The organism is Ensifer sesbaniae (genome assembly GCF_013283665.1).
Taxonomy (GTDB): domain Bacteria; phylum Pseudomonadota; class Alphaproteobacteria; order Rhizobiales; family Rhizobiaceae; genus Ensifer; species Ensifer sesbaniae.
In genome coordinates this window covers 104795-131793 of sequence record NZ_JABEKU010000002.1, presented here as the reverse complement: position 1 = coordinate 131793, position 26999 = coordinate 104795, and the positions used below count along the sequence as shown (strand labels likewise).

General features: G+C 63.1%; 1 protein-coding gene. It reads right to left on the bottom strand.

Features of this window, described 5'->3' with window-relative positions; all coding sequences use genetic code 11:
• Nucleotides 1-17 precede the first annotated feature (17 nt).
• Nucleotides 18-26999: an LEPR-XLL domain-containing protein gene (locus BHMPCIPO_RS18415; protein WP_173518300.1), complete on the bottom strand. Its 26982-nt coding sequence runs from the start codon at nucleotides 26997-26999 to the stop codon at nucleotides 18-20.

Sequence of the window (26999 nt, the reverse complement as noted above, 5' to 3'; positions counted from 1 at the left end):
GACAGTTTATTCGCACGCTAACGCCCTCCAAAGAGACTGACCAATCGAGAAAGCAGTCCCTTTCGGGCCTCCCACTCGATCATGCCGTTCAACACGTCCTGCTCACTTGTGTCGGCGTCGTTCTCACCGGCGCCGGAAGTCTTGGCGGCGTGATCACCGATATCGGCCGTCCAGGCTGTTGGGTCGACAAATGTGCCGGTTGCCTCGTCGAAGACCCATGCCTTCACGCCATCATTGCCGAAGCGGGCCATGCTGTGGCCCCCGCCGGTTGCCGGTTGCCACGTGGGAGCCGGAACGTCTCTCCCGCTTCCGGTCCAGCCGGATGCCGCGGCAACCTCGCTCGCGTTACCGCCTCCCGATATCTGGAGATCAGAAGCGCTGATGCCGGCAAGTTTCATCAGCCGTCGCTCAGCCGGGCTTACGAACAGACCCAACTCTTCGTCGAACACCTCCGCGTCGTTGCGCGTTTCGGGCTGGTTTGCGGCCAACGGCAACCGGCGCTCGCCGATGCCGAGCGTTTCGGCCATGACATCGCCGACTGTATTGTCGGCAGAGTGATCCAACCCGGCCTCGTGACCCATTTCATGGAGCAGGACCGAGAGCAGGTCGAAGCGTGCCTCGGCCGGGCCACCGGCAATCGCCTGCCACTTGCCGTCGACCAGGCTGTACTCCTCGTTATCCTGCGGCGTGAGATCGACGAACCAGCCCCGCCCGGCGGCGTTGCGGTCGATCCTGATTGCACCGAACACGGCTTCGGCCAGTCGGTCGCCCTCGAGATCGACGATCTCAAGGTCGATCGTGCCGAGGCGCGAAAGCGTTACCGCATCGAGCAGTCCCGATTTCGTCCAGAGGGCGATGGCATCGTCGAGCACCGAGAGCGCCTGTCCTCTGGTAATCTCGCCACCGGCGTTGGTCGCATCGCCCGTCGCCGCCAGCAGATTGGCCGACGTGTTGAAGGCGGGATCGTTGGTGCGGATCTGGAAGCGATCGAACGAGCTCGTTCCCACCCGCGACATCGTGCCAAAGCCGCCATCGACCAGGGCCGCATTGAAGCCATAAGTGCCGACGAGGGCGCCGTTCACCTGAATGCTCGTCGAGGCGCCCTTGAAGATCAGCTTCAACGTGTAGTCCACGCCGGCGTCAAGGACACGGCTGAACGACTGATCGACCTTATAACCGCCCTTGGCGCTGACATGGCCGACAAGCACCTTGTCATTGGCAACGTCGAGAGCGACGAACTTGTAGTCGCTCGGACCGTAGCTGTCGAAGACAATGCCGCCGATGCCCGAAGTAGAGAGCTTAGCCTCCAGCTCAAGGTAGGAATCTGCCCTAAGCGTGGTACCGAGGTTGAACGTGTTGACAGCAGCGCCTGCCGCGCCGGTAAGCCGGCCGTCGGCGACGGTCCAGCCTGTCGCGGCCGTCCCCGTCATCGGGAAGCGCCCCGTTCCGTCGAAGTTGTCGGTATAGTCGAGCGAGAGGTTCGGCGGCAGGATCTGGACCGAGAGATTATCCACTTTCGACTTGGAGCCGTCGTTGCCGACGCCGACCATGCCGCGATTAAGGCCGACGGGCACGCCATCCTCGATCCTCGGCGTGAAGGTGTAGCTGAACCAGTTCACGCCCGCGACTGTCAAAGTCACGTTCGTGCCGTTGACGGCCACGAGCACGTCATAGGTTATGCCGGCCTTCAGTTGAACGGGCTTGGTCGACTGGGCGACCTGATGCCAGCCGCTGGCGTCGCGGTAGCCCATTTCGATCTTGTCGTTCGAGATGTTGATCCCGGCCCACTTGAAGTCGGTCGGCGAATGGTAGTCGAAGATGACATAGGAGTTCGCCTTCCAGCCGGCCAATGGTTTCTGCGCCGTGACCTTCGCCGAAATCTCGAAGTAGATCGGCAGATACTGATCGGCATAGAAGACCGCGGCCGCCTGCCCCCATGAGGTCTCGGATTCGACCGACATCATACCGCTCGACACCGTGAACTTGCCCTGGTCGGCGGCGAAGACATCGAGTGTGCCGTCGTTGAAGTCGGCCGTGCGCAGGACGTCACGCCGTCCACCGGGGATATTGCCCGGCTGCGGATCGGTTGGACCGCCGGTCTGGTCTTGCCAGATGCCGTGATCCTTTTGCGTCACTAGCCCGATTTCGCCTTCGACACCGCCCTGGAATTGCGACACATGGCTGTATTGGTCGCTACCATTGACGCTTCCGGTATCGGCGGTGCGGGTGATGTCAACACCGTCGCTGAAGGCTTGGGCATAGAGGAAGTCGAAGAGCTGCGGCGGCACTTGACGGCTGACCGTCGCGATGCCGAACGGCGCGAAGGGCACGATGTAGCTGTTGAACTCGCCGACCCAATCGATCAGGCGATCGCCACCGGTATTGCCGATCAGGATGTCGAGCCCGGCGCCACCGAAGACGCGGTCCTCGTAAACGGGGTGCGTCTCGGGCTGGTCGTTGAGCCAACCGTTGGTGCTGAGCACGTCATCGGCATTCATGAGGTCGTTGCCCCAACCGCCATAGATGTGATCACGCCCCGTCCCGCCGACGATCCAGTCGTTGCCGAGGTCGCCGAAGATGGCGTCGTTGCCGTCCGTGTTGCGGTCGGCGAAGGCAATCGGTGTGCCGTTGGGCGAGAACGCGATCGCGCCATTGACCAACGGTCCTTCGTTGTCCACGAGGTTGAGGAAATACTGGAATTGCGTCTGCGCAGCACCCGACTTCCAGACCGTGCCGTTCGCGTTGAACAGGATCGTCCGGCGCGGATCGTATTCGTCGTAGAGGAAGAATTCGCCGAGTTTGCTCTGCACCGGCTTCGGTGCGTTCCAGGGATCGGTGTCGGCACCGAAGCGCAGAACGTCGCCCGGGTTCCACGGCCGGGTGAAGTCGGTACGCACCAGTCCGACCACGACGCCGTTTTCAAAGCGCTGGGTGTAGCTGAGCTGCAGGGCTTCGCCCCCGCCGACAGCGTCGTCGCCGGCGCCGCCATGGATGAAGTCGTCACCGAGACCGCCGAAGACGATATCGTCGACGACATTGGCGTCGAACAGCGGATCGTCCGCGCCCTGCGCATTTGGCTTCAGGTTATAGGGCGTGAGATCGACGGACTTCTTCAACTGACCGCCGATGTTGATCGTCTCGGTCTGGACCTGCCCGGGTGTATAGATGAACTCGTTGAGCACGTCGCCCTGGCTTGTGCGATCATCCGGGTCGGTGCCAAGGAGCGCCAGGACACCGTAGAGCGGTTCGGCATAGGTGGCGCTGTTGCGGCTCGTGAAGATCCGGCCGTCATCGCCGAGGATGCCGTCCTGGCCGGTACCGCCGGAGATCCAGTCGTTACCCCAGCCGCCGATCAGATCGTCGTTTTCGGCGTCGCCGAACATGCGGTCGTGGCCGCCGCCGCCATAGGCGATGTCGTCACCGGTTTCGCCGTGGAACTCGTCATGGCCGCCAATGTCGATCTTCGCCCAGAGGCCGAATTCGTTGCGATAGGCCGGGTTGTTCGGATTGGCCTTCGAGAACAGGTCGGGACGGAAGTCCGGGCCGCCCGGCGTGTAGTCGAGGAGGTGCACGCCGCGAACGACGATGCGTTCGGCACCGGCGCGAGCCGGATCGTTCACATCGTAGTTGAACTGGACGTAGAGCCGCTGGTTTGCCAGCCCGTTCGGGTTGATATCGACGCCATTGATTCCCACGATACGAACGATATTGCCGTTGTCGCCGACCATGGCGTCGGCATCGCGGGCATAACGCGCGGCCGCAAGGGTGCCATCACTCGGAAGGTCAAGGTCGTTGCGGTCGATTTCGCCGCCGGTACCGCCGAAGATGTAGTCGTCGCCGTCAGGCCGTGCATTCGCATCGGTCAGGCTGAAGTACGATGACGAGCCGCCAATCAGGTCGTCCTGGCCGAGGCCGCCGAACAGTTGATCGTCGCCGCCGCCGCCTTCGATGTAGTCCTGGCCGTCGCTCGCAGCGGCGAAGGATGCTATCACCGTCAACGGGCCGATCGGATCGGCAACGCCGCCCGACGTCCGCGAGGCGCCGACATGCGACGTGCCGGCAAACGCAAGCTCGATACCGCCGTCGCCCTGGACGACGTCATTGCCCAGTTGGCCGAAGATCTCGTCGTGACCTTCGCTGCCGGCGATGTAGTCGTTGCCGAAACTGCCGACTCCGGCGACTCCCTGGTCGAAGGCGAATGTGTGGAGGGTCGCATAGTCGACCGCATACTCGCTCCACCACGGCGCGCCGTCCGGGTCGCGGTAGCGGCGTGCAATACCGTCGACAAGCAGGAGACCGCTGTTATCGCCGGTGACGGTGCCGAAGCCTGCAGGGATCGGCCGATCTGTGCGGCTGTAGAGCAGCGCGCCGGCCAAGGTCTGGAAGCGCTTGCTGAATGTGTCGTCCAGCACATTGCCGTCCGCGCCGCCCTGGCGGGTGAGGTAGACGTTGTCGCCGAAGATGCGGTCGTCCTGCTGGTCGCCGTCGAGCATGTCGTGGCCGGCACCACCGACGATCACGTCGCGGTCAAGCCCGGCGAAGACGATATCGTCGGCACCGTTCTGCAGTTCGGCCGACCTGATCGCCGTCACGAGCAGGAGTTCGGTTGTCTGGATCCGCTGTTTGAGGCCGGACGGCAGGTTCGGATCGTCGACGAACATCTCGATGACGCCGTGGTCGGCGAAGATGATGTCGTCGAAATCGCCGAGAACGCCGGTGGCAGCAACTGCGCTCGCACCGTAGCCGAGGTGCGAAGCGCCGTCACCGAAGATCAGGTCGCGGCCTGCCTGCATGAGATCGCGGACCGAGGATTTCACCGGTTTGATCGTGGTGCCGTTGGTGTCGGTGTTCGGGTTGGCGGAAGGCAGCGGGCTGTTGTCGACCGTGTCGATGAACAGCTCGCGGGTGAAGATGTTCACGTTCAGGCCGCTGTCGCCATAGATATGGTCGACGCCGCGGTTGCCGATGATCAGGTCGTCTCCGGAACCGCCCGCGAGATGATCGCCGGCCTGGCTGCCGTAGATGGTGTCATTGCCGGCTCCGCCGTAGATCGTCAGCCCGACGCTGGGCAGACTTCCGCCCGGGACATTTGCAAACAGCGCGCTGGCATCGATGATGTCGTTACCGGCGAGCTTGTAGGGATTGGCAAGCGGGAAGACCCATTCGTCGTCTTCGTTCTCCCCGTCCTGCAACTGCGGGAAGAGATCGAAAGGCTTTTCGCCGAATTCCATGCCGAGCACATTGTGGGCCTGGCCGGAATACCAGATGCCGTCCTGGCTGGTGTCGCCATAGACGACGAGCGGCGAGTTCGGGCCGGCACCACCAGTGACCTTGATGTAGTCGCCGCCGACGCGCTTGCCGCCGTCGAGCGTCACGTCATAGCCAAAGACGGTGAGCGACACACCGTTTGCCGGTGTCAGCGCCACGTTCTGCAGCGTCATGACCGCAGCGGTGAGCGCCTGGATCGTGAACGGTCCTGCGTAGCCGCTGATATAGACCTTCTGGCCGACGTAGAAGCCATCCGCCAGCCAGCTCCCCGCGCTACGGGTCAGGCTGTTGGTGGTAACGTTCATCGTGCCGGAAGCAGTGACCGTGCGTGCTTCGGCGACATGTAGCGACCGTTCGGCATAACTGTTGAACGCATCGGCCGCCAATGTGACGCCGGCCCCCTGCCCGACGTGAGTGTTCGGCGCGCTCAGCACCAGGGCGCTGAGGTCGCCCCAGGTCAGGGCAGAATTCGGCGGCGGCGGCAGGGTCGCATCGACGATGGCAAGGATCGTCCGGGTATAGGTCTCGCCGTCCAGCTGGATGACCTGGCCAACCTGGTACCGATCTTCCGACCAGGCGCGCCCATCGAGGCGGGTTACGACGATAGATCCACCGCCGGCGCTGGCAATGTTCATCTTGCCGGCGCTCTCGACGTACATGTTGCCGCCGCCGTGGACGAGCGTCAGGCCGCCATGCACACCCTGCACATAGAAGCTCTTCACCGCATCGTCCTGTGTGGCGAGCAGCGCGCCTTCGAGCTTCAGCGAGAAGCCGTCATCGGAGATCTCGATGATGCGGAAGTCGCGCTTTCCGTTTTCATCGACCATGGTGATGAGATGACCGGCAAGATACCCCTCATCTGCCCACTTGATGCCGTCCTGACGGGTGACGATGCCACCGGTATAGGTCGGATCGATGCTGACATCGGTGACCACCGTTTGCAGGATCGCATTGGTGACCGGGTTGATGCGGTTGATGGTCCTCGGCGCATCGCTGACCAGCGGAAGCTGGCCGCCGACGACACGCATGGTTGAACCGGAAATCGAGACGATCTGGTACTCGCCCTTGGCGAAGTCTTCGTTGATGCTGATGAAGTCGCCGACCGCAAAGCCGGTCCATGCGCCGCCGTCGGTGCGCACGATGATCCCGCCGGCAATCGTCTGGGCAACGTCGACGGATTTGTTGACGGTGATCACGTCCTTGTCGATCGCGGTGATTGTCAGCGAGCCACTGGCAACGCCGGCAAGCGACGAGCCGCTCAAGACCAGGATCGAATTGTCGTTCGGGTCAGCGCCTTCCTCCGGATGCAGCGGATCGATGAGCGCGTCATTGATCGCGACGACGGTCCATGTGCCTGCCTGCCCCGCAATCTGCACGGTCTGGCCGACGAGGAAGCCCATTGCCTTCCAATCGAAGCCTGTGCGCACGATCGTGCCGCCATTGCTGCCGTTCGGCGTCACCGTGAAGGTGTTGGTGACCTGAACGGACGGTGCCGGATCGAGCGTGCCCTGAATGACGAGGCCGTCATTGCCCTCGCCGAGCATGAGGTTGACGACCTCGATCGTGCTCTTCGTGGCGTTGGTGCCGAACTGGCCGTCGGCGCCGACGCTGATCTTGCCGAAGCTGATACCGCCCGGGAAGAAACCGGATTCGCCGAAGGTCGGGTCGCCTGTGACACCGAGGCCGAGACTCAGATCGTCGGCCATGTTGAAGCCGGTCAGCGTCGTCTGCGTCATCAGGCCGTCGACATCTTCCTTGCTGGTGTCGTTGAAGATGTTGAGCACGTCGATCTGCTGTGATTCCGGCGGCTGCGCGCCGATCGCGATCAGGAAGTCGTCCGCTTCGCCCGGCAGTTTCAGGCCGTTTTCCAGCGAGCGGTCGGCACCCGTCGGTCCGCCTTCGACAGCCAGCGGGCCGCGCAACTTCGACAGGTAATGTCCCGACACCGGGAAGACCTTCACGCCTTCACGCGTGACGGGGACCTCGTAGTTCTCGTCCGCCTGCAGGACGACCGTCTGCTGGACAGAGTAGTTCCCCGGATTGAACGTCGCGACCGCCGCTGTGCGCAGCACCTTGACGCCCGAAAGCGTGCTGCCGGCCGGCAGCAGCGCCGCATTCTCTGAGGTGATCTGGATCGTGGCATCCTTGGTATCGTTTTCGCCGCGGATGATCGCGATCTTGAAGTTGCCGATAACATTGTCGGCGGCGTCGAAGACGCGGATCCACTGGCCTTCCAGGAAGCCATAGGCGAGCCAGCCGTCCGCATCGTCGGCAAGGCCGGCGATCGTCATCCGATAGGTGAGCGTGCCGTTCTCGAGAACCGTATGGAACTGGATATCGCCGGTAAAGGCACCTTCGCTGGCGAGGTCCGAGAGGATGACGTCGGTAAGCTGGCCGCCGGTACCGAACGTGCGGTCGACCTTGATGAACTTGCCGTCCACCGTGTCGATCGCGGTGATGTAATAATCGCCGGTGTTGCCGCCGGCGTTGCCGATGCGGATCTGCTGGCCGACGAAGAAGCCCTCGTCGACGAAGCTGCCGAGATCGGCGCCCGTGCCGCGCGTGATCTTGCCGTTGAGGCCGTCATTGCTGAAGACGAGGTTGCCGTCGAAAATCTGCGTCGGCCTCAGCCCGCCGATCACCGTATAGCCCGAGCCGGGTGTGACGGCGACACCGTTGACGCTAACGACATCCGCTAGCCCGTCGGTGACGATCGCAACCTGTACGGTGGTGCCGGGCTCCTTCGTCAGCCGGATCGTGTAGTCGTCCGTGTCGCTGCCATCGGCATTGAGCACCGTCGTGCCGCCGCTTTGGAGCACCACAGCGCCCGCCGTGTCGTTGTCGATGACTTCGATATCGACATAGCCAGGCCCGGACCTAAGGTTCGGGAAGACATAGTCGTGGTCGGCGTCGGTCGTCAGCACGTCGTCGCGCTGGAAGTAGATGACTGCCGTGTGCGGATCTTCCCGCGGGATATCGTCACGCGCCTCAACGCCGATGCGGACCGGATCGTCCCAATTGGTGTGGTCGAAGGTCAGTCGCCAGTAGCCGTCAGCATGCTTGTACATGCGGTCGCCGACCGAGTTGAAGGTGTTCGTCGGATCGTCGACATCGAAGATCTGGATATCCTCGTCACTCGCCTCGTTGAGGAAAAGCTTGACGACGATGATGTCGCCTGCCTCCGGCGCCGTCTGGAGCTGAACAAGGATTTCATCCGTCAGCTGGGTCGCCGGGCTGCCTTCGATAACGAGAGACTGGCCATCTTCGATGTTCGTGCCGGCCGCGACCTCGGTCACATAGATCCCGGGCGTGTCGTTGTCCCTGAGGAGTACTTCGACATTGCGGACGTCAGCCGCGTCGAAGGGGTCGCCATCGGGGTATTCGGCATCGATATCAATGACGTTGGTGTCGACGCCGCTGAGATCGGAAATCACGCTGTGCTGGATAACGACCACGCGGTCGCCTTCTGCGCGCGGATCGTCAGGCGCATAGACATAGACCGTCTGCGCATTCATCCAGTTGCTGCTGTCGAACCGGAGAACGACGGCACGATCGTTGATGATCTGCAGCACGCCGTTGACGGTGATGACATGCTGGAAGTCGCTGTCGGTGACGATGCCGCCAGGGTTGACGGTGGACAGCCAGATCGTGTCGCCGAGGCCGTTCGGCAAAGGCGCGGGGTTCAAGAGCGTGCCGTCTTCCTCCTCCTGCGGCGAGCGTGCCGCCGAGACGGTGACATAGATCACCTGACCCGCAAGCGGAGCGACCGCAAGCTTCACCGTATAGCTGTCGACATTGACCGGACCGCCTTCGCGCACGGCAGTGAAACCGCCGGTTTCGTCGATGCGGATAATGCCTTCGTCTTCGGAAGCGACGTTATAGTCGAAGCCGTCGACGAGCACGCCGTCATAGAGCGCGTCGCCCGACGTGACGAGATGATCGACAGCGCCGGAGGCTCCTTCGAGCTCTCGGGTCACGATGTCTTCGGTCACGTCGCCGGTGACGTTGATCGTATCGGATCCGAGGCCGCCGATGACGCGATAGGCAACGCCGAAGGCGGTCGACTGAACGAAGAATTCGTCGTCGCCTTCGAGACCGTCGACCTCGACCACTTCGATCGTCGTGTAGCGCACATTGAGGCCGGCGCCGAAAATGCCGCGTTCGGTGATTGCAAAGTCGTCGGCAAATTCCGTGCCGAGGATAACGAGCTTGTCGAAGCCTGTGCCGCCGTCGACGGAAACCGGCGCGTTGACGTTGTACTGGACCTCATCTTCGCCGCCGCCGGCACGGATATCGGGCGCCCGCGCAACAGAGAAGCCAAGCCCGATGATCGGCATCGCGACGCCCTGGTCGTCGCGCACGATCACGTCGTCGGTATAGTCGTCAGGCGTGGAATCGGCATCGGCAAAGTTGATGACGCCATCGCCATTGGTGTCGAGCGTCACGGCCGGCAGATCGTCCTGATCGATCGTGCCGTCGCCGTTCCAATCCTGATTGGCGACCGCGGCGATCGCAAAGGCCCGTACGATGAACAGGTCGTTGTTGTCGTCGCCTTCGAGCCTCAGTTCGGCCTGGTTCGAATAGACGCGGAACTCGTCATTGCCGGTCCCGCCCTGGGCGACCAGCGGCGCACTGATGCCGGGGCTCAGCCAGCCGCGCGTCGTTGCGAGCATGTCCGGGAAGACATCCTGGGCAAGCAGGCCGCCGCCGAAGAACGGTGTCGCGCCGTTTTCCGGATCGTCGGTGCGCTTGTTGCCGAAGATCTGCCCGATCTGGAAGGAGTCGTCCCCCGCCCCGCCCTGCAGCGACACGATGGCGGTCGTATCGTCCGAATAGAAATTGTCGTTACCACCGAGGCCTTCGATGGTGACACGTCCGTTGAGTGCCGTGTCATAATTGATGCGCGCACTCTCGTTCGAAGGTTCGTTGTCTTCAATGGTGTCCGCATAGGTCGAGGGCTGCCCATAGACCATTGCGACATAGGCCGGCCGATCGGCGGTTTCGTGCGGCAGATAGTTCGCACCGCGCAGCAGGAAGATGTCGTCGATCGGCTTGTTGCCGTCGCCATCCTTGCCGTTGAAAGCGGAGTTGTAACCGTAGATATTCAGCGCATCGACCCCGTCGTTCGACCGCCCGGTGTCGAGCACGTTGATGACGTAGTTCCGGTTGAAGTCCGTGCCGGCCGTGCCGCGGCCCGGATTGTTCGAGCCAAGCGTGTAGACCTGGTAGAGATCGCTGCCGGAGACGCCGTCGAGCGTCAGCGTATGCTCGGCGACCGTCGTCATGTTGGGCGAGGTTTCAGTCGCCGTGTCCTGCAGGTAGTAGACGGTGAAGCGGTCTTCGCCATCGGCAACCGCCGGGTTGAGCGTCTGGCTGCCATAGGCGCGGGTCTTCGAGCCGAGGAAGATATAGCCGGGGCTGCCCTGGCTGTTGGTACCGCCGGCGCCCGAGGGATCGCCGAACTGGATTGTATCGACATCGGTATTGCCGAAGATCCAGGTCAGATTCGTGGCGTGCGGCGCACTGGTCTTCGCTGCGGCGGTACCTACGGGCGTACCGTTGCTCTTGTTGCCTGGCGTTACCGCGGCATTGGCGATGATGCGCCCACGCAGCAGCATGACCGAGCCGAAGCCGATGTCGGCATTGGCAAGCAGGCTGATGGTTTCGTCGAAGGCGGTGACGTCGCCATAGATGTCGATACGCTTGGCGGCCAGGATTTCACTGTTCGAGTCAAGCGTGACGTTGTCGCCGACGCGCAATTGCACATTGCTCTTCTCGGCGAAGATCTGACCATGCGGGATGAGACGCTCGGCATCTGCCTGGAAGGTCGGGAAGGTGGCGCCGTCTTCGGAGAAGCGCGCGCTGCCGCTGTGCAGGAGGTCGAGATTTTCACCCTGGACCCCCGTCTCGCGAACGGTAATGCGGATATCGCCGTCATAGGTATGCGCCAGCACGAGGCGTAGGTTGCCGGCGCTTTCGCCGGGATTAACGGGCGCTTCCGCCAGATAGATGTTGTTGTCGGCTTCAAGGGCGACGTCGTCGTTGGACGAGCCACGCGAGGAGTCGATTTCGAGGTCGTTGTTAAAGGCACCGATCGAGCCGCCGCCATTGGCGTCGAGATCAATGCTCTGGCCGATGAGGTCGGCGAAATCGTCGCCGGCGCCGTTGTTGCGGGCATCGAGGATCGAGCCGGCGACGGTACGCAGCGAGATGTCCCTGGTCGTGTGAACGGTGTGGACGAGAAGATCACCGGCAACTTCGTCGAGGAAGATGCCGAGCGTGTTGTCGGCGGTGGTATCGAAGGCCCTAAGCACGCCCAGGCCGCCAACGCCGTTGCGGATGTCGACGTTGATCTCGAGGAAATCCGTCGGCAAGCCGATGCCCCCGAGCGGCGAATTGATGTCGAGCAGCGTCGGGTTGAGAACCTGCGCGGCGACCTGTGCATGGTTCGGATTGAAGAGGCCGACACCGGCCGCCATGGTGATGTTGCGGCCGGCGACGTCGGCTTCGACGTCACCCTCCGTCAGACCGCGCGCATCGAGAATGCGTCGCGGCGAATAGAGCAGTACATCCGAGGCGGTCGACTTGATGCGCTCGACGCGCATGTCACCGGTCTTCTCGCTGAGGGCGATATAGCCGTTGGTCACCACATCGATGTCGCCGTTACCGGCAATCTCGGTGATCCCGAGAACATTGATGGTCGTTGCGATGGGCGCGGGATTTGCGGCAGCAACGATGATGTCGCCACCAGTGGTTACGGATCCGGCCTGGAGGCCGGGCAGAGTCCGGCTGCCGGTTGCGGGGTCGATGCCACGGAAGTCATAGGTCGAGGCGATCGCCGTATTGCCCGTTGCGAAGACGCCACGGCTAAGCGGTTCGGGGGAGCCGCTATCCGGCCGGAAGAAATTGTAGTGTGTGAGCCCGGCAGCCTGGCTCGGCGCCTTGACGAGCACGCCGCCCGAGGCGCCGGCGCCGGTCTGCTCGATGCTCGCCTGCAGCAGCACGTTGGCGGTATCACCGGCGCTGATCCGGTCGATTTCAACAACGTAATAGCCGCCGCCGAGGTCTTCGCGCAGCAGGGCCTTGAGGTCGAGATTGACATTCTGGACGGCATCGACCGTGAAGGTCTCGGCCGAAATCAGGCTGTGCTGGTTGGTGAGCGGCCCGCTCGGCGAAAGATTGATCGCAACGCCGGCAAGGGCGTTCGCCAGCGTGCTTGCCAGCCTGACGCTCAGGCCGTCGGACGAGGCGATGACATAGTAGTAGCCGCCGTCGACAAGCCCGCCGATCGCAGTGCTGATCGCGTCGTAACGCACGAGTTGGCCGGTGTAGAAGCGGTTTTCGTGGCCGAGGAAGATCTGCTCGGTCAAGCCGCTGACACGGCCGGTATCGAAGCTGATGAGTTGTGGCAGCCCGGCACTGTCGACGATGTCGACATTGACGCGGTTTCCGGTCGTTCCAACGCTTTCCTCGGCACGGATATTGAGGACGTGTGTGCGGATCAGGGATGCCCGGCCATCGCTGCCGACGACACCGCGATCGTTGGTCACGAATACGGATCCATCGGTATTGACGATCGAAGTGGTCCCGATCGGGTTTTCGATGGTGCCGTTGATGTAGATGTCCGAGTGGCCACCCGTGTCGGTGATCTCGATCAGCGTCGGCGCCACCTCGCGTTCGATGTTGAAGGTGAGCGTCACGGTCTTCGACGGGTTCAGCCAGGCAAGCGGTTGCTCGTCGGTCACGACGTCGATGTTGTTGATGATAATGTCCTTGTCGGACTCGTTCCGGATCGTGACGCGCTGCAACGTGTCGCGGAACGTCCAGGTACCGCCGGAACCGATCATCTCATCGGAATCGAAGACGACGTCGCCCGGACCGGGATTGACGATATCGTTGACGACGATGTCGTCGCTCTGGATCGTATCGCCCTCACCTTCGCTGCTACCGCCGCCACTCGCGCTGTCGTTAACAGTGACTTCGACTGCAACATCGATCTGGCCATCGGCGCCGATGACGAGTTGCTTGACCACCAATTCGGGCGAACGTCCGGAAAGGATCAGGACATCCGAATTGAAATCGATCTGTTGCGGCCGATCGTCGGGGCTGCTGCCATCAGAGCCGCCGGCGGCAAGCGAGCGCTTGCTGTGATCCGCATCGTCCGTCTGAGAAATTGAACCGTTGACCGTGGAAGCATAGAGCGCCAAATGTTCGCTCGACGCCGCCGGCTCCTGCGGATAATCCGGATGGCCAAGCACGGCATCACTGTTATTACGCGGGCCGGCGGTCACCAGAGCGCCGGCGGCACCGAATATCTTCGACGCCACGTCCGTATCGTTGTGCGCATCGGAATCGACGAAGCCGAAGAGGCCGGTCGCGCGGGCATAGGACTTGGCATGGGTCTTGACGTTGTCGTAGCGCGTGACGAGATCGACACCTTCCCAGCCGGTCAGTTCGGAATCGGCATTGATATGAACTTCCGCCTTCGGACGCGCCGTCAGCGTGCTTTCGGCCTGGCCCTCACCATAGAAGCCTGCGCCGCGGCCGTCGCTGCCTGAGAAGACATCGAAACGTCCGACTTTCGCGCTGGCAACTGCGCGTTTGGCGCTCAGAACAGCCCGATCACCGAGGGTGGTGATGGTATCGGCTTGATCCAGATCGGGGTTCGGATCGGCGATACCGATATAGACATGGGTGATGGCGTCGCCATCGCCGCCGAAGCCGATACCCGAGCCGGTGGATTTCGCGGAGACGCCTGCTTCGGAGTAGGCCGTCAGTTTTGCAAGCTCGCCGGAAACGACGATGGCATCGGAGCCGATCGTTGAGGCACTGTTGTACTCGATCCAGACAACGGTCGTCGGTGAGGCGACGCCAACTGCCCCGCCGGCGCTTGCGTGCGATGAGGCGCCGGTGTTGACATTCGTACTGGAGGCAACGGTGAAGTTCTTGCCTGCGACAATACGGGTGCCGTCGCCAACGGAGGCGACGCTGTTGACGTCCTGGTAGCTGTTGGCGTCGGCATCGCCGACAGCGACGAAACCGCCGGTGCCGTTGACCGCATGCGCCGTTGTATTGGTGGTGGCCGATGTGTTGATCGAGACATCGCCGCTGGTCGTCACAAGCGTTGCCGCGATGGTCGCGGTTACGTTCGGGTTGCTGGTGATATTGGCGTCATTGCCGTTAACGCCGACAAAACCGCCACCGGAGCCCTTCGAATAGGCAGAAGAAACGCCATCACCCGATTGCGGTGCAATTTCGCTGAGAGGCACCCGGCCGGGGCCGAACAGGAATTGCCCCCCAGCCGCCGAGGTCACGGCATCGTTGAGATCGATGCGCAGTTGTTGCTCGCTGGTTGCATCGCTTGAGATATCGACAGCCAGCGCACCAATGCGATGGTTGGCATAGGGACCGGCGAGCCCGGTCGGCGTCAACGTCATCTGCGTGCCGCCGGTCGGCGCGTCCCACAATTCGAAAGTGTCGTCGCCGGGGCCGCTGATGCCACGGACGTAATAGGTGTTGCCGTCCTCAAGCCCGCCGATGGGCAGATTCTTGGCGTTGATCAGCAAATGGATATCGTCGGCGGTCTTCGCCTTGTTGGGCGTGAGCGTGATGATCGACTGATCGAAGGTCTTGGTGAGCGTCGTTTCCGTGACGCTGTTGACGACTGACAGGATCAAGGTGCTGCCGCTGACGCCGGTAACGGTGTAGGTGCCGCTGTTGGCCCCGCCGCCGCTGATAAACAGGGTACCGGTTCCAAAGCCGAAATCGGCCCAGTTCTCGCCATCAGTGCGGATGATCCGGTCGCCGGCCCCGTTGCGGACGAACTGAACCTGTTCGGTGACGACGTCATTGCGCTTCAGTTGGATCGTGGTCGAATTGACAACGTGGACGCGGTAGGTCTCGCCATCGGACAGCCCACCGATCGCCGTTCCCGGCGCTCCCGTTTCCGTTTCGACATTATAGACGACGTGCTCGCCCTCGCTGAACCCATGGTTCAGCGCGTTACCGTTGTCGTCGAAGAAGCGAATGTTGTTCTGCGTGCCGTCGTCGATCGGCGAACCGTCGGGATTGAGTGCCGTCGGATGGACGTCGACCTGCCGGCTGACGAAGGTCTTGGCGTCGGGCGCGTCATAGTTGACGGCCATGCCATTGGTGAACCCATGACCGGAGATCGTGATCTGATTGCCGGCGATATCGTCGGGTTGGAAGTTCTTGAAGTAGTTTTGCGGGTTGACCGCCTTGTCATGCGTATTGACCAGTTTGATATGGGATTCGTCGATAACCAGAACGTAGTAGAGATTGCTTTCGGTCAGGCCGAAGCTGTTAACCGTCTCGTCGGGACCGGCGTAGTAACGCACGGCGTCGCCGCTGATAAAATTGTGCGCGCCCTGGAAAGTAATGATTTCGGTTTCGGAATCGATGCTTGCGGCGTCGAAAGTCGAGCCGAAGTATAGCTTGTTCGGGTCGACATTGCCGCCGTCGACGACGTTAATCACATTGTATTGTCGATTGACCGCGGGATCCTGCGGATCGGGCCAGTTGAGGCCGGGGATCACCGCGCCGCCGGCGCCCGCATCGTATTCGACGGTATCGCCCGTCACGAGGCCGTGGTTGTTGACTGTGATCGTGTTCGCCACTCCGTCGGCGTCGACGACCGCATAGTCGGGCTGCGTCCCAGGAATGGGCGCGGCAATCGCCTCGACGGAAACGTCGCCCGTCGCATTGATGACGCTGCCCGTTCCAATGCTGCTGGAGACGGTCGGGCTGACATTGGTGGTCGCGTCGGAGTCGCCGGCGCCGAAGACGCCGCCGATCGTCACGCCGACGACCTTGGAATCACCTTCGGTGTTGGCGAGGGCCTTGAGGCGAATATGGCGAGCCGACTGGATGGATGTGTTGTTGCCGATGGTCGCGGCAACGGATGACGGGCTTGCGGTTGCCGTGGCGCTGTTGAGCGTCAGCGCCCCGAGGACGCCGCCACCGGTTGCTTCCGCAACGGCAAGCGCGCCGTTGATTGCAAGCGCGTCGATGCCGATGTCGCGGACCGAAACGATGTTGGCGTTCATCGATGCATTCGACTGGCCGTTGGCGACCGCCTCGGCATCGGTTGCACCCACCGCAGCCGCACCGAAGGAGTTTGCCTCGGTATTGGCGACCGCGTAGTTGCGCAGCCGCGACTTGATATCGATGTCGTTGGTGATCGTCAGGGCACCGCCCGCGCCGATCGAAGCGGTTACAACGGCATTGGACCTGGCGGTGGGCACGGCGCCCTGGCCGCTGAACAGACCGCCGCCCGAGGCTTCCGCGAAGGCCTTGGCGCCGCGATCCGTGGCGGTCGCACCGGAGAAGTTATGGGAGGCGAGGATGACGATGCCACCGGCCGAAATGGTCGAACCGCCGGCAATCAGCGCACTTGTCGTCGGCACGACATTGACGGTCACGAAGCTCGTGCCCACAGCGCCGAGACCGATGCTGAGCGCGAAAACGTCACCCTTGGCATTGTGGCTTGAGAGCGCTCCCAGCGTCACCGTGCCAGAGGCATCGATGTTCGCGCCGCCAAGGATCGAGGCTTCGATGTTGGTCTCGACATCAATCAGCGCGAAATTGAAGGAGAGGCCGAGCGCACCGCCGGCGAGCGCAAAGGTCTTCGCCTTGGCGTCGACGGTCGAATCCGCATGCACGGTGATCGCGCCCACGGTGTCGGTCTGGCCAATCTGGCTACCGGACCCGATGGTCGCCAGAGCCTCGATCGTGCTGTCGTCCGTATCACCGATGTTGAGGTCGACATAGGACGCGCCGGCCGCCAATAGGCCTGCCTGTATGCCCGTCGTCGTGACGTCCAAATCCTGCGTATTCGAAGCTGAGACCGATAGCAAGCTTGCGCCATCCACCACGGTTCCGTCGAGCAGGCGCGCCTGTACGCGGCTGGTATCGTTGATAACGATGACCGAAGCCCCGAGGCCGACAAACCCGCCCTGGAAGGCGACGGTGGTTACATCAATCTCTTCGTCGAGTTCAGCTTCGACCTTGATCTGGTTGCCGGCCTTGAGATTGCCGCCTGCCTTTGCTTTGACCTGCTCGGACACATTGAGAACGGTCACCGCTGCGCCGGCGCCGACCAGGCCGACGGCGGCGTTGCCGATCAGCAGATCGACCTTCACGTTCTGGCGCGAAACGACCAGGATATCATGGCCGGCTTGCACCTCCGCACCGGCTTCGATGGTCGCAGTGGTGCCATGCTCCTCACTCGTCGGGGCCAGGGCAGCATTCAGGTCGGCGGCAGAGAAGAACGATGGATCGCTCAACCGGTTCGATGCGCCCTGCATATTGTCCCGGACGCGGGAATCGGCTGTACGCGCATTTCCGTCGCCGGTGAAGCCGGTCATCTGACCGGTCAGTTCGCCGACGCCGCCGTCGGTCTTTTCGCCCGCATCGGCGGCTGCATTGTCGCCACTGCCTGTGGTGGCATCGCCGGACGTGCTTTCCTTCTCGTTTTTATAGTCGTCGCTGAAATCCTGCCCGATCGACCAGACGGAGACCGACGCGCCGAGGCCGACGACACCGCCGACGCCGCTGAACGCGAAGCCCTTGAGGACCTGGATCGAGTCCGCACTGACCGCGACATCGTTGCGCGCCAGGACGTCGACATTCGCGCCGATCGAGGCTGTTGTGTCGTTCTTGATGCTGCCGAAGTCGATGCCGCCACCAATGCCGACGAAACCGACGGCTGCCGAACCGGCAAAGGAGGTGATGCGGACATCATTGGCCGCGTTGACGTAGACTCCCTGCCCGAGGCCGACAGCGGCCGGATGAAGTTGATAGTTGGCAAAGCCCTGGTTGATTGCAGCACCCGCACCGATGGCGGCGAAGGTATCGGAATCGATGATGGTCACGCTGACCGCGCCGGCTATGCCGACATAAAGCCCGCCCGCGCCGGCAACGGCGATATGGGTGACGACTTCGGACGATTGCGCCTGGACGATGACGCCATGGGCCTCACCCGAAAGCGTCGAGAAGCCGGTTGGGTCGCCACCGCTCGTGGCGATGTTGCCGTTGAGCACATTCGCGATGCCTGCGCCGTTGGCGCGCGCATCAATGGTGGCGTTGGCGCCAATCGTCGCCTCGGTGTCCTTGGTGACGTTAACGACGCCGACGGAGCCTGCGGCACCACCGCCGGAAAGGCCGATGGCAACTGCGCCGGAAACGATCGTGAACTGGGAGTCGTCCTTCGCCATGACGGCGACGTCGCCACCGGCTTCGACGGTCGAATCTCCGATGCGCGCAAAGGTGTCGGCATCGATCGAGACGACCGAGACACCGCCGGCAAGGCTGACCGCACCGCTGAGTGCCAGACCGGCGGAGACGACGAGAACCTTCTCCTTCGCCGTCGCGATCACCGCCACGTCATTGTTGGCATCGACCAGAGTGTCGTCGCCGATCGTCGCCGTAGTTTTCGTCGTAACCACCGACACGTCGACCGCAGGCGCGGCCGCAGCCGAACCGCCGAAGGCGGCACCTGCGCCAACACCGAGATGGCTGAAATCGCTGGCCGCAGCGACGAGGACGGACTGCGCTCCATTACCGCCGCCGCTCATGTCCTGATTGATACGGGCGCCCTCGCCGATCAGCGCGGTGGTCGTCGTGTTGAGGACGTTGACCGCCGCACCGACGGCGACGCCGACGGAACCGCCGCCGCCAACGCTGATCGCTGCCGTTTCGATATCGTCCTTGGTGGTTGCCGAGACCGCGACCCCACGGAAACCGCTGTCGACAGAGGCTGTTGCAATCCGCTGCTGGGTCAGGCCCGGATCGGTCGGCGTCCCGTCATCGCTGTGATCCTGGTCGAGGTCGTTGAATTGTCCGAGGCCGCCGCCTCCTTCCTTGACCGGCACGCCCGCTTCGAGGCTGTCCTTGCCGACCTGGCCGTCGGTCTTCGGATCGTAGCCGTCGCCCATGCTTTGCGAACCGGCAAAGCTGATGTCGAAGCGGCCGGTGCGTGCGGCCACGCTGTGCTGGCCTTCGCCTGTCACGCGCGCGTTTTCTCCGATGAACGATTCCGTCACCTTGTCGACAACCGCGACGCCGGCAGCAACACCAACGCCGGCGCTGCCGCCAACGGCGACGCCGCCAACGATCAGGTCGAGTTCCGTTTCGTCGATCGCCTGTACCAGCACGCTGCCAAGGGCGCGCACGTCGGTCAGGCCCGCATTGGCGATACCGTCGAGCGGATCGTCACCGATGAAGGCGCGGGTGGTCATGTCGAAAACGAAGACATCCGCCGAAACGGTGATGCCGGCCGTGGAGGCACCGCCGGCCGCCACCGAGAAGGAACCAATGTCCTCGTTGCTGGTTGCCTCGACTTTGACGTTGCCGTCAGCGTCCATGTCCATGCCGGAATCGATCGATGCCTGCGTGGTCTTGATCAGTGTCGCGATATTGACGCCGGCACCGACCGCTGCGCTGCCGCCGGACACCGCAAGCGATCCGGCGACAGTGAGCAGATCGGTCTCGCCATAAGCGTAGACCGCAACACCCGGATCGTTTGCACCGGACTGGGCGGTCACCGCCGTATTCGAGCCAATGCGCGCGATCGTCGTTTCCGTCAGCACCGTGACGGCAACAGAGCCAGCCACGGCAGCGCTGCTGGTCGATACACCGCCGGCGGCGGCGATCGTGGTCACATCCTCAGTCGAGATCGCGGAGACATCGAGGCCGGCCGGTCCACCGGTTTCGACGTCGGCGTGGCCGAGAATCTGTGCCTTCACATCGTCGATGTGAACGAAGACCGTACCGGCGATACCGATGCCGGCGCCCTGGCCGAAGGCGACGCCGCCGGCGAGCGCAAAGATCTTGGCGTCACCGGTTGCCTTGACGGAGACATTTCCGCCGGCATGAAGTTCAGATTTGTCGAGTGCCGTTCCCGTCTCGACATAGGCTTCGGTCGAGGTGTCGAGCACGACGACACCGACGGAGGCGGCAACGCCCGAGCCGCTGAGGCTCAAGCCAAAGGTGGCGGCAATCGAGGTGATGGTGTCGAACGAATCCGCATTGACCAGAATATTGCCGGCAGTCGCACCGAGGTCCGCGGTTCCGCCGACCCAGGCGCTGGTGTTGCGAATGATGACGTTCACGTCAAGCCCGATGCCGACACCGGCATTGCTGCCGCCGGACAGTCCGATGCCGCCAGCACCGCTAACCATGGTCAAGATGTCGGTCGCTTCGACGGTCACGCCGCCATCGCCGTCAAAGTCGGAGCCATCATTGATGAAGGCATGCGTCTCCATGAAGATGACGTTGACGCTGGAGGAGCCACCCACCGCCGTTCCGTTGCTTGCCGCAACGCCGGCGGCAAAGCTGGTCACCGCCAGATTGCCGATGACAGGAAGGCTCTCGGTAATCGGCAACAGCTCGGCATGCGCCGTGACACCGATCGCGCCGGTAGCCTCGGCATCGACGCCGGTTCCGACGTCGGCCTTGGTGTTGAGATCGTTGACGATGTTGATGGAGACCGCGACGCCGACGCCGGTGCTGCCACTACCGCTGCTGAGCGCCGCACCGCCGGCGATGCTCTGCATCTCGTTGACGCTGACTGCATTGATGGCAATGCCACCGGCATTGGCGTCGAGATCGGCATTGTTGCCGATGACCGCACTTGAATTGACGTCGAGATAGTTGATCGCGACGGAGCCGCCGACGGCTGTATTCTTCGACACGGCGCCGGCCAGTGCCCGCGCCTGGAAGGTATTCCTTTCGCCATCGGCCGTGACTGCCCGTACCTTGATCGAGCCGGCGGTAAGGTCGGCGCCGGAATTGACCTGCGCGGTATTGTCGAGCAAGGCGATGTTGAGGCCGACCGCGGCGGCGACGCCAGTGTTGGCGCTGGTATTGGTCGCCGTCGCCGTGCCGAGTGCGCGCGCGTCGGTGGTCATCGTCGCTTCGATTTTCATCGCACCCGAGGACCCGATCACGACATTGCTTGCGATCGTCGCGGTGTTGTCGGCGTCGAGGAAGTTGACGGCGATCGTTGCGGCGACGCTCGTCCCGCCCTGTGTCGACTTGCCGGTCTCGTTCGTGCTCTTGCTATCGGCGGTGCCGAGGCTGCTACTGCCAGATTGGGTCGGCGCCTTCGAGCCGCCACTCTGGTTCTGCGCCATGCTCGTCTGGTTGCTGGTCTCCTGGTCGGAGTTCGCCTTCGAGGTGTCGTTACCCTTGGCGCTGGCCTTGGATTCTGCCTTCGTGTCGAAGGTCGACGTGGCAGTGACGCTGACATTGTTGGCGCCGGAGAAGTTTCTGCCGACAAAGGCGTCGTTGGTCACTTCCGCGATGTTCAAAGCGAGCGAAACGCCGACACCGACATTGCTGCCTGCCGCTTCGCCGTCGCCGAGCGTATGGATCGTGCTGGCATGGGTCGTCTGCGCGGCGAGATTGCCGGTGAGCGTGATCGCGCCGCCGGCACCCGTGCCGATATGCGCATCCGTGTCGTTATCCACGTAGGCGACTGCAATTGCGCCGCCGACGGCGGTGTTGCCGGCTGCGCCGGCCTTGGCCGTGGTGGTGACCGTATCGTTCGAGGTGGAAAGAACCTGGAAGTTACCGGTATTGCCGCTGACCGTTTCGCCGTTCTCGATCCCGGCGAAGGTCGTGTTGAGTGAAATTCCAAGTGCTATCGATGCGCCGACGCCGGTGCTTCCCGAACCGCTGCCGGCGCCATGGGCGGTCGCCTCTGTCGTCGATTTGGTTGTGTTGGTCGCCTGCAGGCTGACATTGCCGCCGGTGAGCGCCACGCTCGTCGTGCCGCCACCGCCGTGGTCAAGCCCGATCGTGCCGAGCGTATTGGTGGTTGCAACGCTCAAGGCAAACGAACCCGCCACGCCGGTGTCGCCGCCGCTCGCACCTGACGTGGATTTCGCACCGAAATTGTGCTCGGCATTGCCGCCGACCGTCTTCATTGTCGCCGAAGCCGTGAGGCCATCGGCCGTGATGTGGGCGCCTGCCCCGACCGAGGCTTCGTTCCGCATGGTCGCGACGTTGATGGCAACGGCGACACCGACGCCGGTGCCGCTGCTCGTGGTCGTTGCCTTGCCGTCGCCCGTGGCACTGGCATTCATGTTGTTGGAGGATTGGAGCAGAAGCGCTCCGGTGCCTACGCCCTGCCCGGCAATGATCGTGACGCCATCACCGATCGAAGCGACGGCAAGCGACGACGAGACGTTGATGGCGAGCGCTGCAGCGACGCTCACCTGGCCGCCGCCAGTGCCGCCCTGGCTCGTTGCGGACTTGTCGCCGGTGTTCGTCTTGCCCGATTTCTCGTTGGCAAGCTGCTTTTGCTTGTTCTTCTGATCGTCGGCGGTCGTGTTACCGCTCGTGTTTTCCTTGTCCTTGTCCGCGCCGGCGGCGCTGGCCGTGGCTTCGGCCTTGCTCGCACCATCGCCATGGGCTGCGAAGCTGACATTGCCATCAGCGGTTATATTGCGGGCCGTGGTCGCAGTGGCGCTGTCGTCGACAAACGCCAGCGCGATTGCCGCACCGACCGCCGTGTCGCCGGCAAGCGCATCGCCCAGTGCCGAGGTGGTGCTATCGCCATGGTGGGTCGCGGTGGCGCTGAAGGCGCCGTCGAGATCGATCAGGCCGCCGGTGCCGAGCTTTGCCTCCGTCACATTGTCGGCAACGGTGATCGCAATCGCGCCACCGACGCCGGTACCATCTTCAGCTGCCGCCCCGGATTCTGCCGTCGTGGTGGTCTTGTGGCTGCCCGTGGCGCTGAGCGTCAGGTCATCGAGGCCAGTCAGGACGGCGGAATTCTCGACCTTGGCCGACGCCGTGTTGTCGGCCGCATTGATCGCAAAGGAGGCCCCGACACCGGTGCTGGCGCTCTCGGCATCCGCCTCGGCGACAGCGCTGCTTTCGGACGTATTGGAGGCTGTAAGCGTAGCGTCGTCGCTGCTGAGCGTGATGCTGGCGGAAGGCCGGATCGCCGCTTCCGCGGTGGCATCCGACACGTTGAGCGCAAACGATCCGGCAACGCCGGTGTCGCCGCCGCTGGCGCCGGAAGTCGAATGCGCTTCGAAGACGTTCTTCTGGTCGCCGCCGACGTTCTTCATCGTGGCAGACAGCGTGACGCTGCCGTCGGCATTGACGATCGCGCCGGTGCCGATGATCGCCCTGTTGCTCATATCGGCGACATTGATCGCCACTGCAGCACCAACCGCCGTGCCCGAGGTTTCGCTTTCGAGCGTCGCGCTGCCATCGGCGACTGCCGAGGCATCCGTGTTGTTTTTGGCTTGCAGGCTCACGCCGCCGGTTCCGGCGCCATCGCCGGCCGTTATGGTGCGGCCATTGCCGATGCTGGCCAGCGCTTCGCTGTCGGAGACGTTGATCGCAAGGGCAGCTGCAACGCCGACATCGCCACCGCTGCCGCCGCCGGTATTAGCGGTCTGGCTCGTGCTGTCGGCATCGCCGGATTTGCTGTTGGCGAAGGCGACCTGCTTCTGTTTCTGCTGGTCGGCCTTGGTGTTGCCGTCGGCGGATTCGTCGTTCTTGTCGGCGCCCTTCGCGCTTGCCTTGGCTTCCGCCTTGCTGGAGCCGTCGCCCAACGCCGACAGGCTGACAGAGCCGTCAGCACGCAGGTTCCGGTTTGTGGTCGAGATTGCACGGTTGTCGACGAAGGCAAGCGCGATCGCCGCGCCGACAGCGGTCGAACCGATCGCGGTGCCGTCAGCCGTGGCCGTGCTCAGCCCATGATGGGTCGCTGTTGCAGAGAAATCTCCTGTTATGTCGAGCTCGACCTCATCCGTTCCGAGCGAGGCGCGGGTGGTGTTGTCGATCACGTCGATCGCCACTGCACCGCCGATACCTGTGCTGCCACCGGTGCCGCCGGCTTCCGCCGTCGTTTCGGATTCATGGCTGCCGGTTGCCGACAGCGTCACGTCGTCTGCTGCCGTGACCGTCGCCCCGTTTTCGACGAGTGCGCTCGTATTGTTGTCGATGACCGCGAGCGCTACCGAACCGCCGACGCCGGTCTCGCCGGCTTCGCCGAGGTCGTCGCCGTTCGGGGTGGCGGCCGTCTCGGCATGGGTGGTCGACGAAGCGGTGAGGCTGAGGTCCGCACCATTGAGGTCGACCGAGGCGCCCGCTTCGATAACGGCCTCGACGTCGGTCATGATGATGCTGACCGCGAGAGCGCCGGCGACATTCGTTTCGGCGCCGCCGGCACCGGCTTCCGCCGTCACGACGAAGCTGTCGCCGGCGTTCAGCGTGGCATTGAGGTTGACGGAACTTGCCGTCAGGTCGGACGTTCCGGCGATATAGGCGCGAGTGGTAACGTCGGCAATGCCGAGCGCGACAGCCACGCCAACGCCGGTCCCGGCGCTGCCCGTGGCCGAGCCGTCTGCCGATGCCGTGACGCTCTCGGTGGAGGTCGCCGTCAAGCCGAGGGTCGTCGCAGAAACAAGGGTCGAACTGTCGACATAGGCCTCGGTCGTGGTCCGGTAATCGGAGACGGCCACCGCGCCGGCAAAGGTAATGTCACCGCCACTCGTCGTTGCCTTGTCCGAGGTATTGCTGTCCTGGTTCGGGTCGGCGAGCCGCTTCTCGGATTCGTTTGAGCCGTCGCCCTGGTTCGAACCGCCGGCGCTGGAAATCGCTGTGGTGCTGACATTGCTGGTCAGTGTTGCGCTAAAGGCGACGGAATCGGGCAGGTTACCACTATTGGCGTTGAGCGCGGAATTGCCCGACATATAGGCGCGCGTTGTCGCGTTCACTTCCGAAACAGCAACGCTGGCACCCTTGGAGCCGGAGCCGCCATCTGCGGTCGTCGTCAATGCGAGATTGGTGTCGGCGGTCAGCGAAACAGCGCCGGATACGTTGAGGGCGCTCCCGCCCAGCACTTCGGTGATGGAATCGCTGAGAACAACTGTCACGGAAACCGCGGCATCCTTTGTCGTGTCGTTCTCGCTTGCATCGCCTTCGTCGGCTGCGGTCAGCGAAACGCTGACCGAACTGCCGGCCGAAAGGCTCGCAGCCGTCAGCGTGCTGTTGTCAAATTTGATCCTCGCCTCCGGCAGCACGGTGACGATGACGCCTTCGAGCGGCCCGACTTCCGCGGTCGAAGCCGAAACGGTCGCATCCGCCGTCGCCGAGATCTGCACAGCGCCAGAGGCGGTGATGGTCGCACCGCTGAGGTCGATGATCGCCTCGGGTGTCGCGAAATAGGCGCCGCCGGTGATTTTGCCGTCGTCTTCGGCGAGCGCCACAAGGGTAACCGTCGTCGCCGAAACATTGCCTGAAACCGTGATCTTTTCGGCATGAATCGCCAAGGCACCGAATGTGTTCGCCCCCTCGATCAGGACTTCGTCCTTGCCGTCATCGCCGGCCGTATCGGCAGCGCTTTCGCCAAAAACGGTAAGGCTCGCAGCCCCGAGGTTGACGCCCGTAACCGTCAGGACATCCTTCGACAGGAGCGGGATGCCGAGGTCTGCGCCAAGTTTGATCGTCAGGCTGTTGGTGGGCTTGGCGAAGGTGACCTCCTCGAAGGTCGGGATCAGCGACAGCGACTCGAGCGTCAGAGTGCCGTCACCGTTGTCCTTCAGGCGTGCTTCGTCGTCGAAATCGCTGGTCGCAATAATGCGATCGGCGACGACCGTATTTTTGTCTGTGATCGGCTCCAGGCCGTCGTAGCGCAGAACCTGGCCATCGCGGGTGATCGTGCCGGAGGCGGGACCGGTCGCAACGTAAGTGACGGAATGGAAGACACCGCCATCGAGAACGAGGCTGTCGAAGCCACCGGCGCCGCCGTCCATGACGCCGGCCAGTCCGCCGCCGGCTGAAACGAAGAAGGTGTCCTCGTTGTCGGCAGAACCTCTGAGATTCTCAACCTCGACGAAGGACACCCCTGAAACGTTGCCGGAATTCAGTCCGGTTATGTTCCAGTCGGTATCTTCCGGCGGTCCGATTACCGCGTCGCTTCCTGCACCGCCACTCAAGAGAACCTTGCCCGAAATGGCGTTGTCGAAGCCGTTGTGAACGAAAGTGTCGTCGCCGGCTCCAGTGTCGATTGTCAGCTTCAGATTGGGCGAAGCAAAGGTGTAGGACACCAGCGCGCCGTCATTGATGCTGTCGAGCGTCGAGAACCCATCTCCGGGCGTGCCGGCATCGCTGAGGCGCAGAGTCTGCCCCTCACCGGTCACGTCGGCAAAGATCCGCTCCTGCGCAGTCGTGGCATCGGTCACGGCCGAGACGCCGCCGATACCGATCCGATGGCTGATCTGGCCGTCTACGGCGGTGAACACGCCGGACTTCGCGCCATCGGCCGCGAATTCGACGAGATCGAACAGGCCGCCGGTCAGCGAGAGCTTGTCGTCGCCGTCACCGCCCTGAAAATCGATATCGAGCGCCTGAAGGAAATCCGTGCCAAAATCGATTGTCAGCGTGTCGTTCGCCGCCGTGCCGGTCACCCGGATATAGTCGATTTCCGCAGCGTTCCGCTGCGCAACGAGGAGGCTCGACCTGTTGTCGTAAACCTGGACCGTCTGGATGAGATTGTCATAGCGCAGGCTGTAGTCGGCGCCGCCATCGCCGACCATGTCCACCGCAAAGGGCATGATATCGGCAGACAACAGGTAGCGAGGCTCAAGCGTCTCGAGCGCGAGCCCGGACAGATGGGTGGTTTCCGAGCGCGGTGTGAAGCCTCGCGCCTTCCTGCCACCGAACCACCGGAAAAGGCGTTCGACCAT

Bases quoted from the DNA above. Each gene is read 5' to 3' on its own strand.
- BHMPCIPO_RS18415 (WP_173518300.1), bottom strand. From the start codon at position 26,999: ATGGTCGAACGCCTTTTCCGGTGGTTCGGTGGCAGGAAGGCGCGAGGC.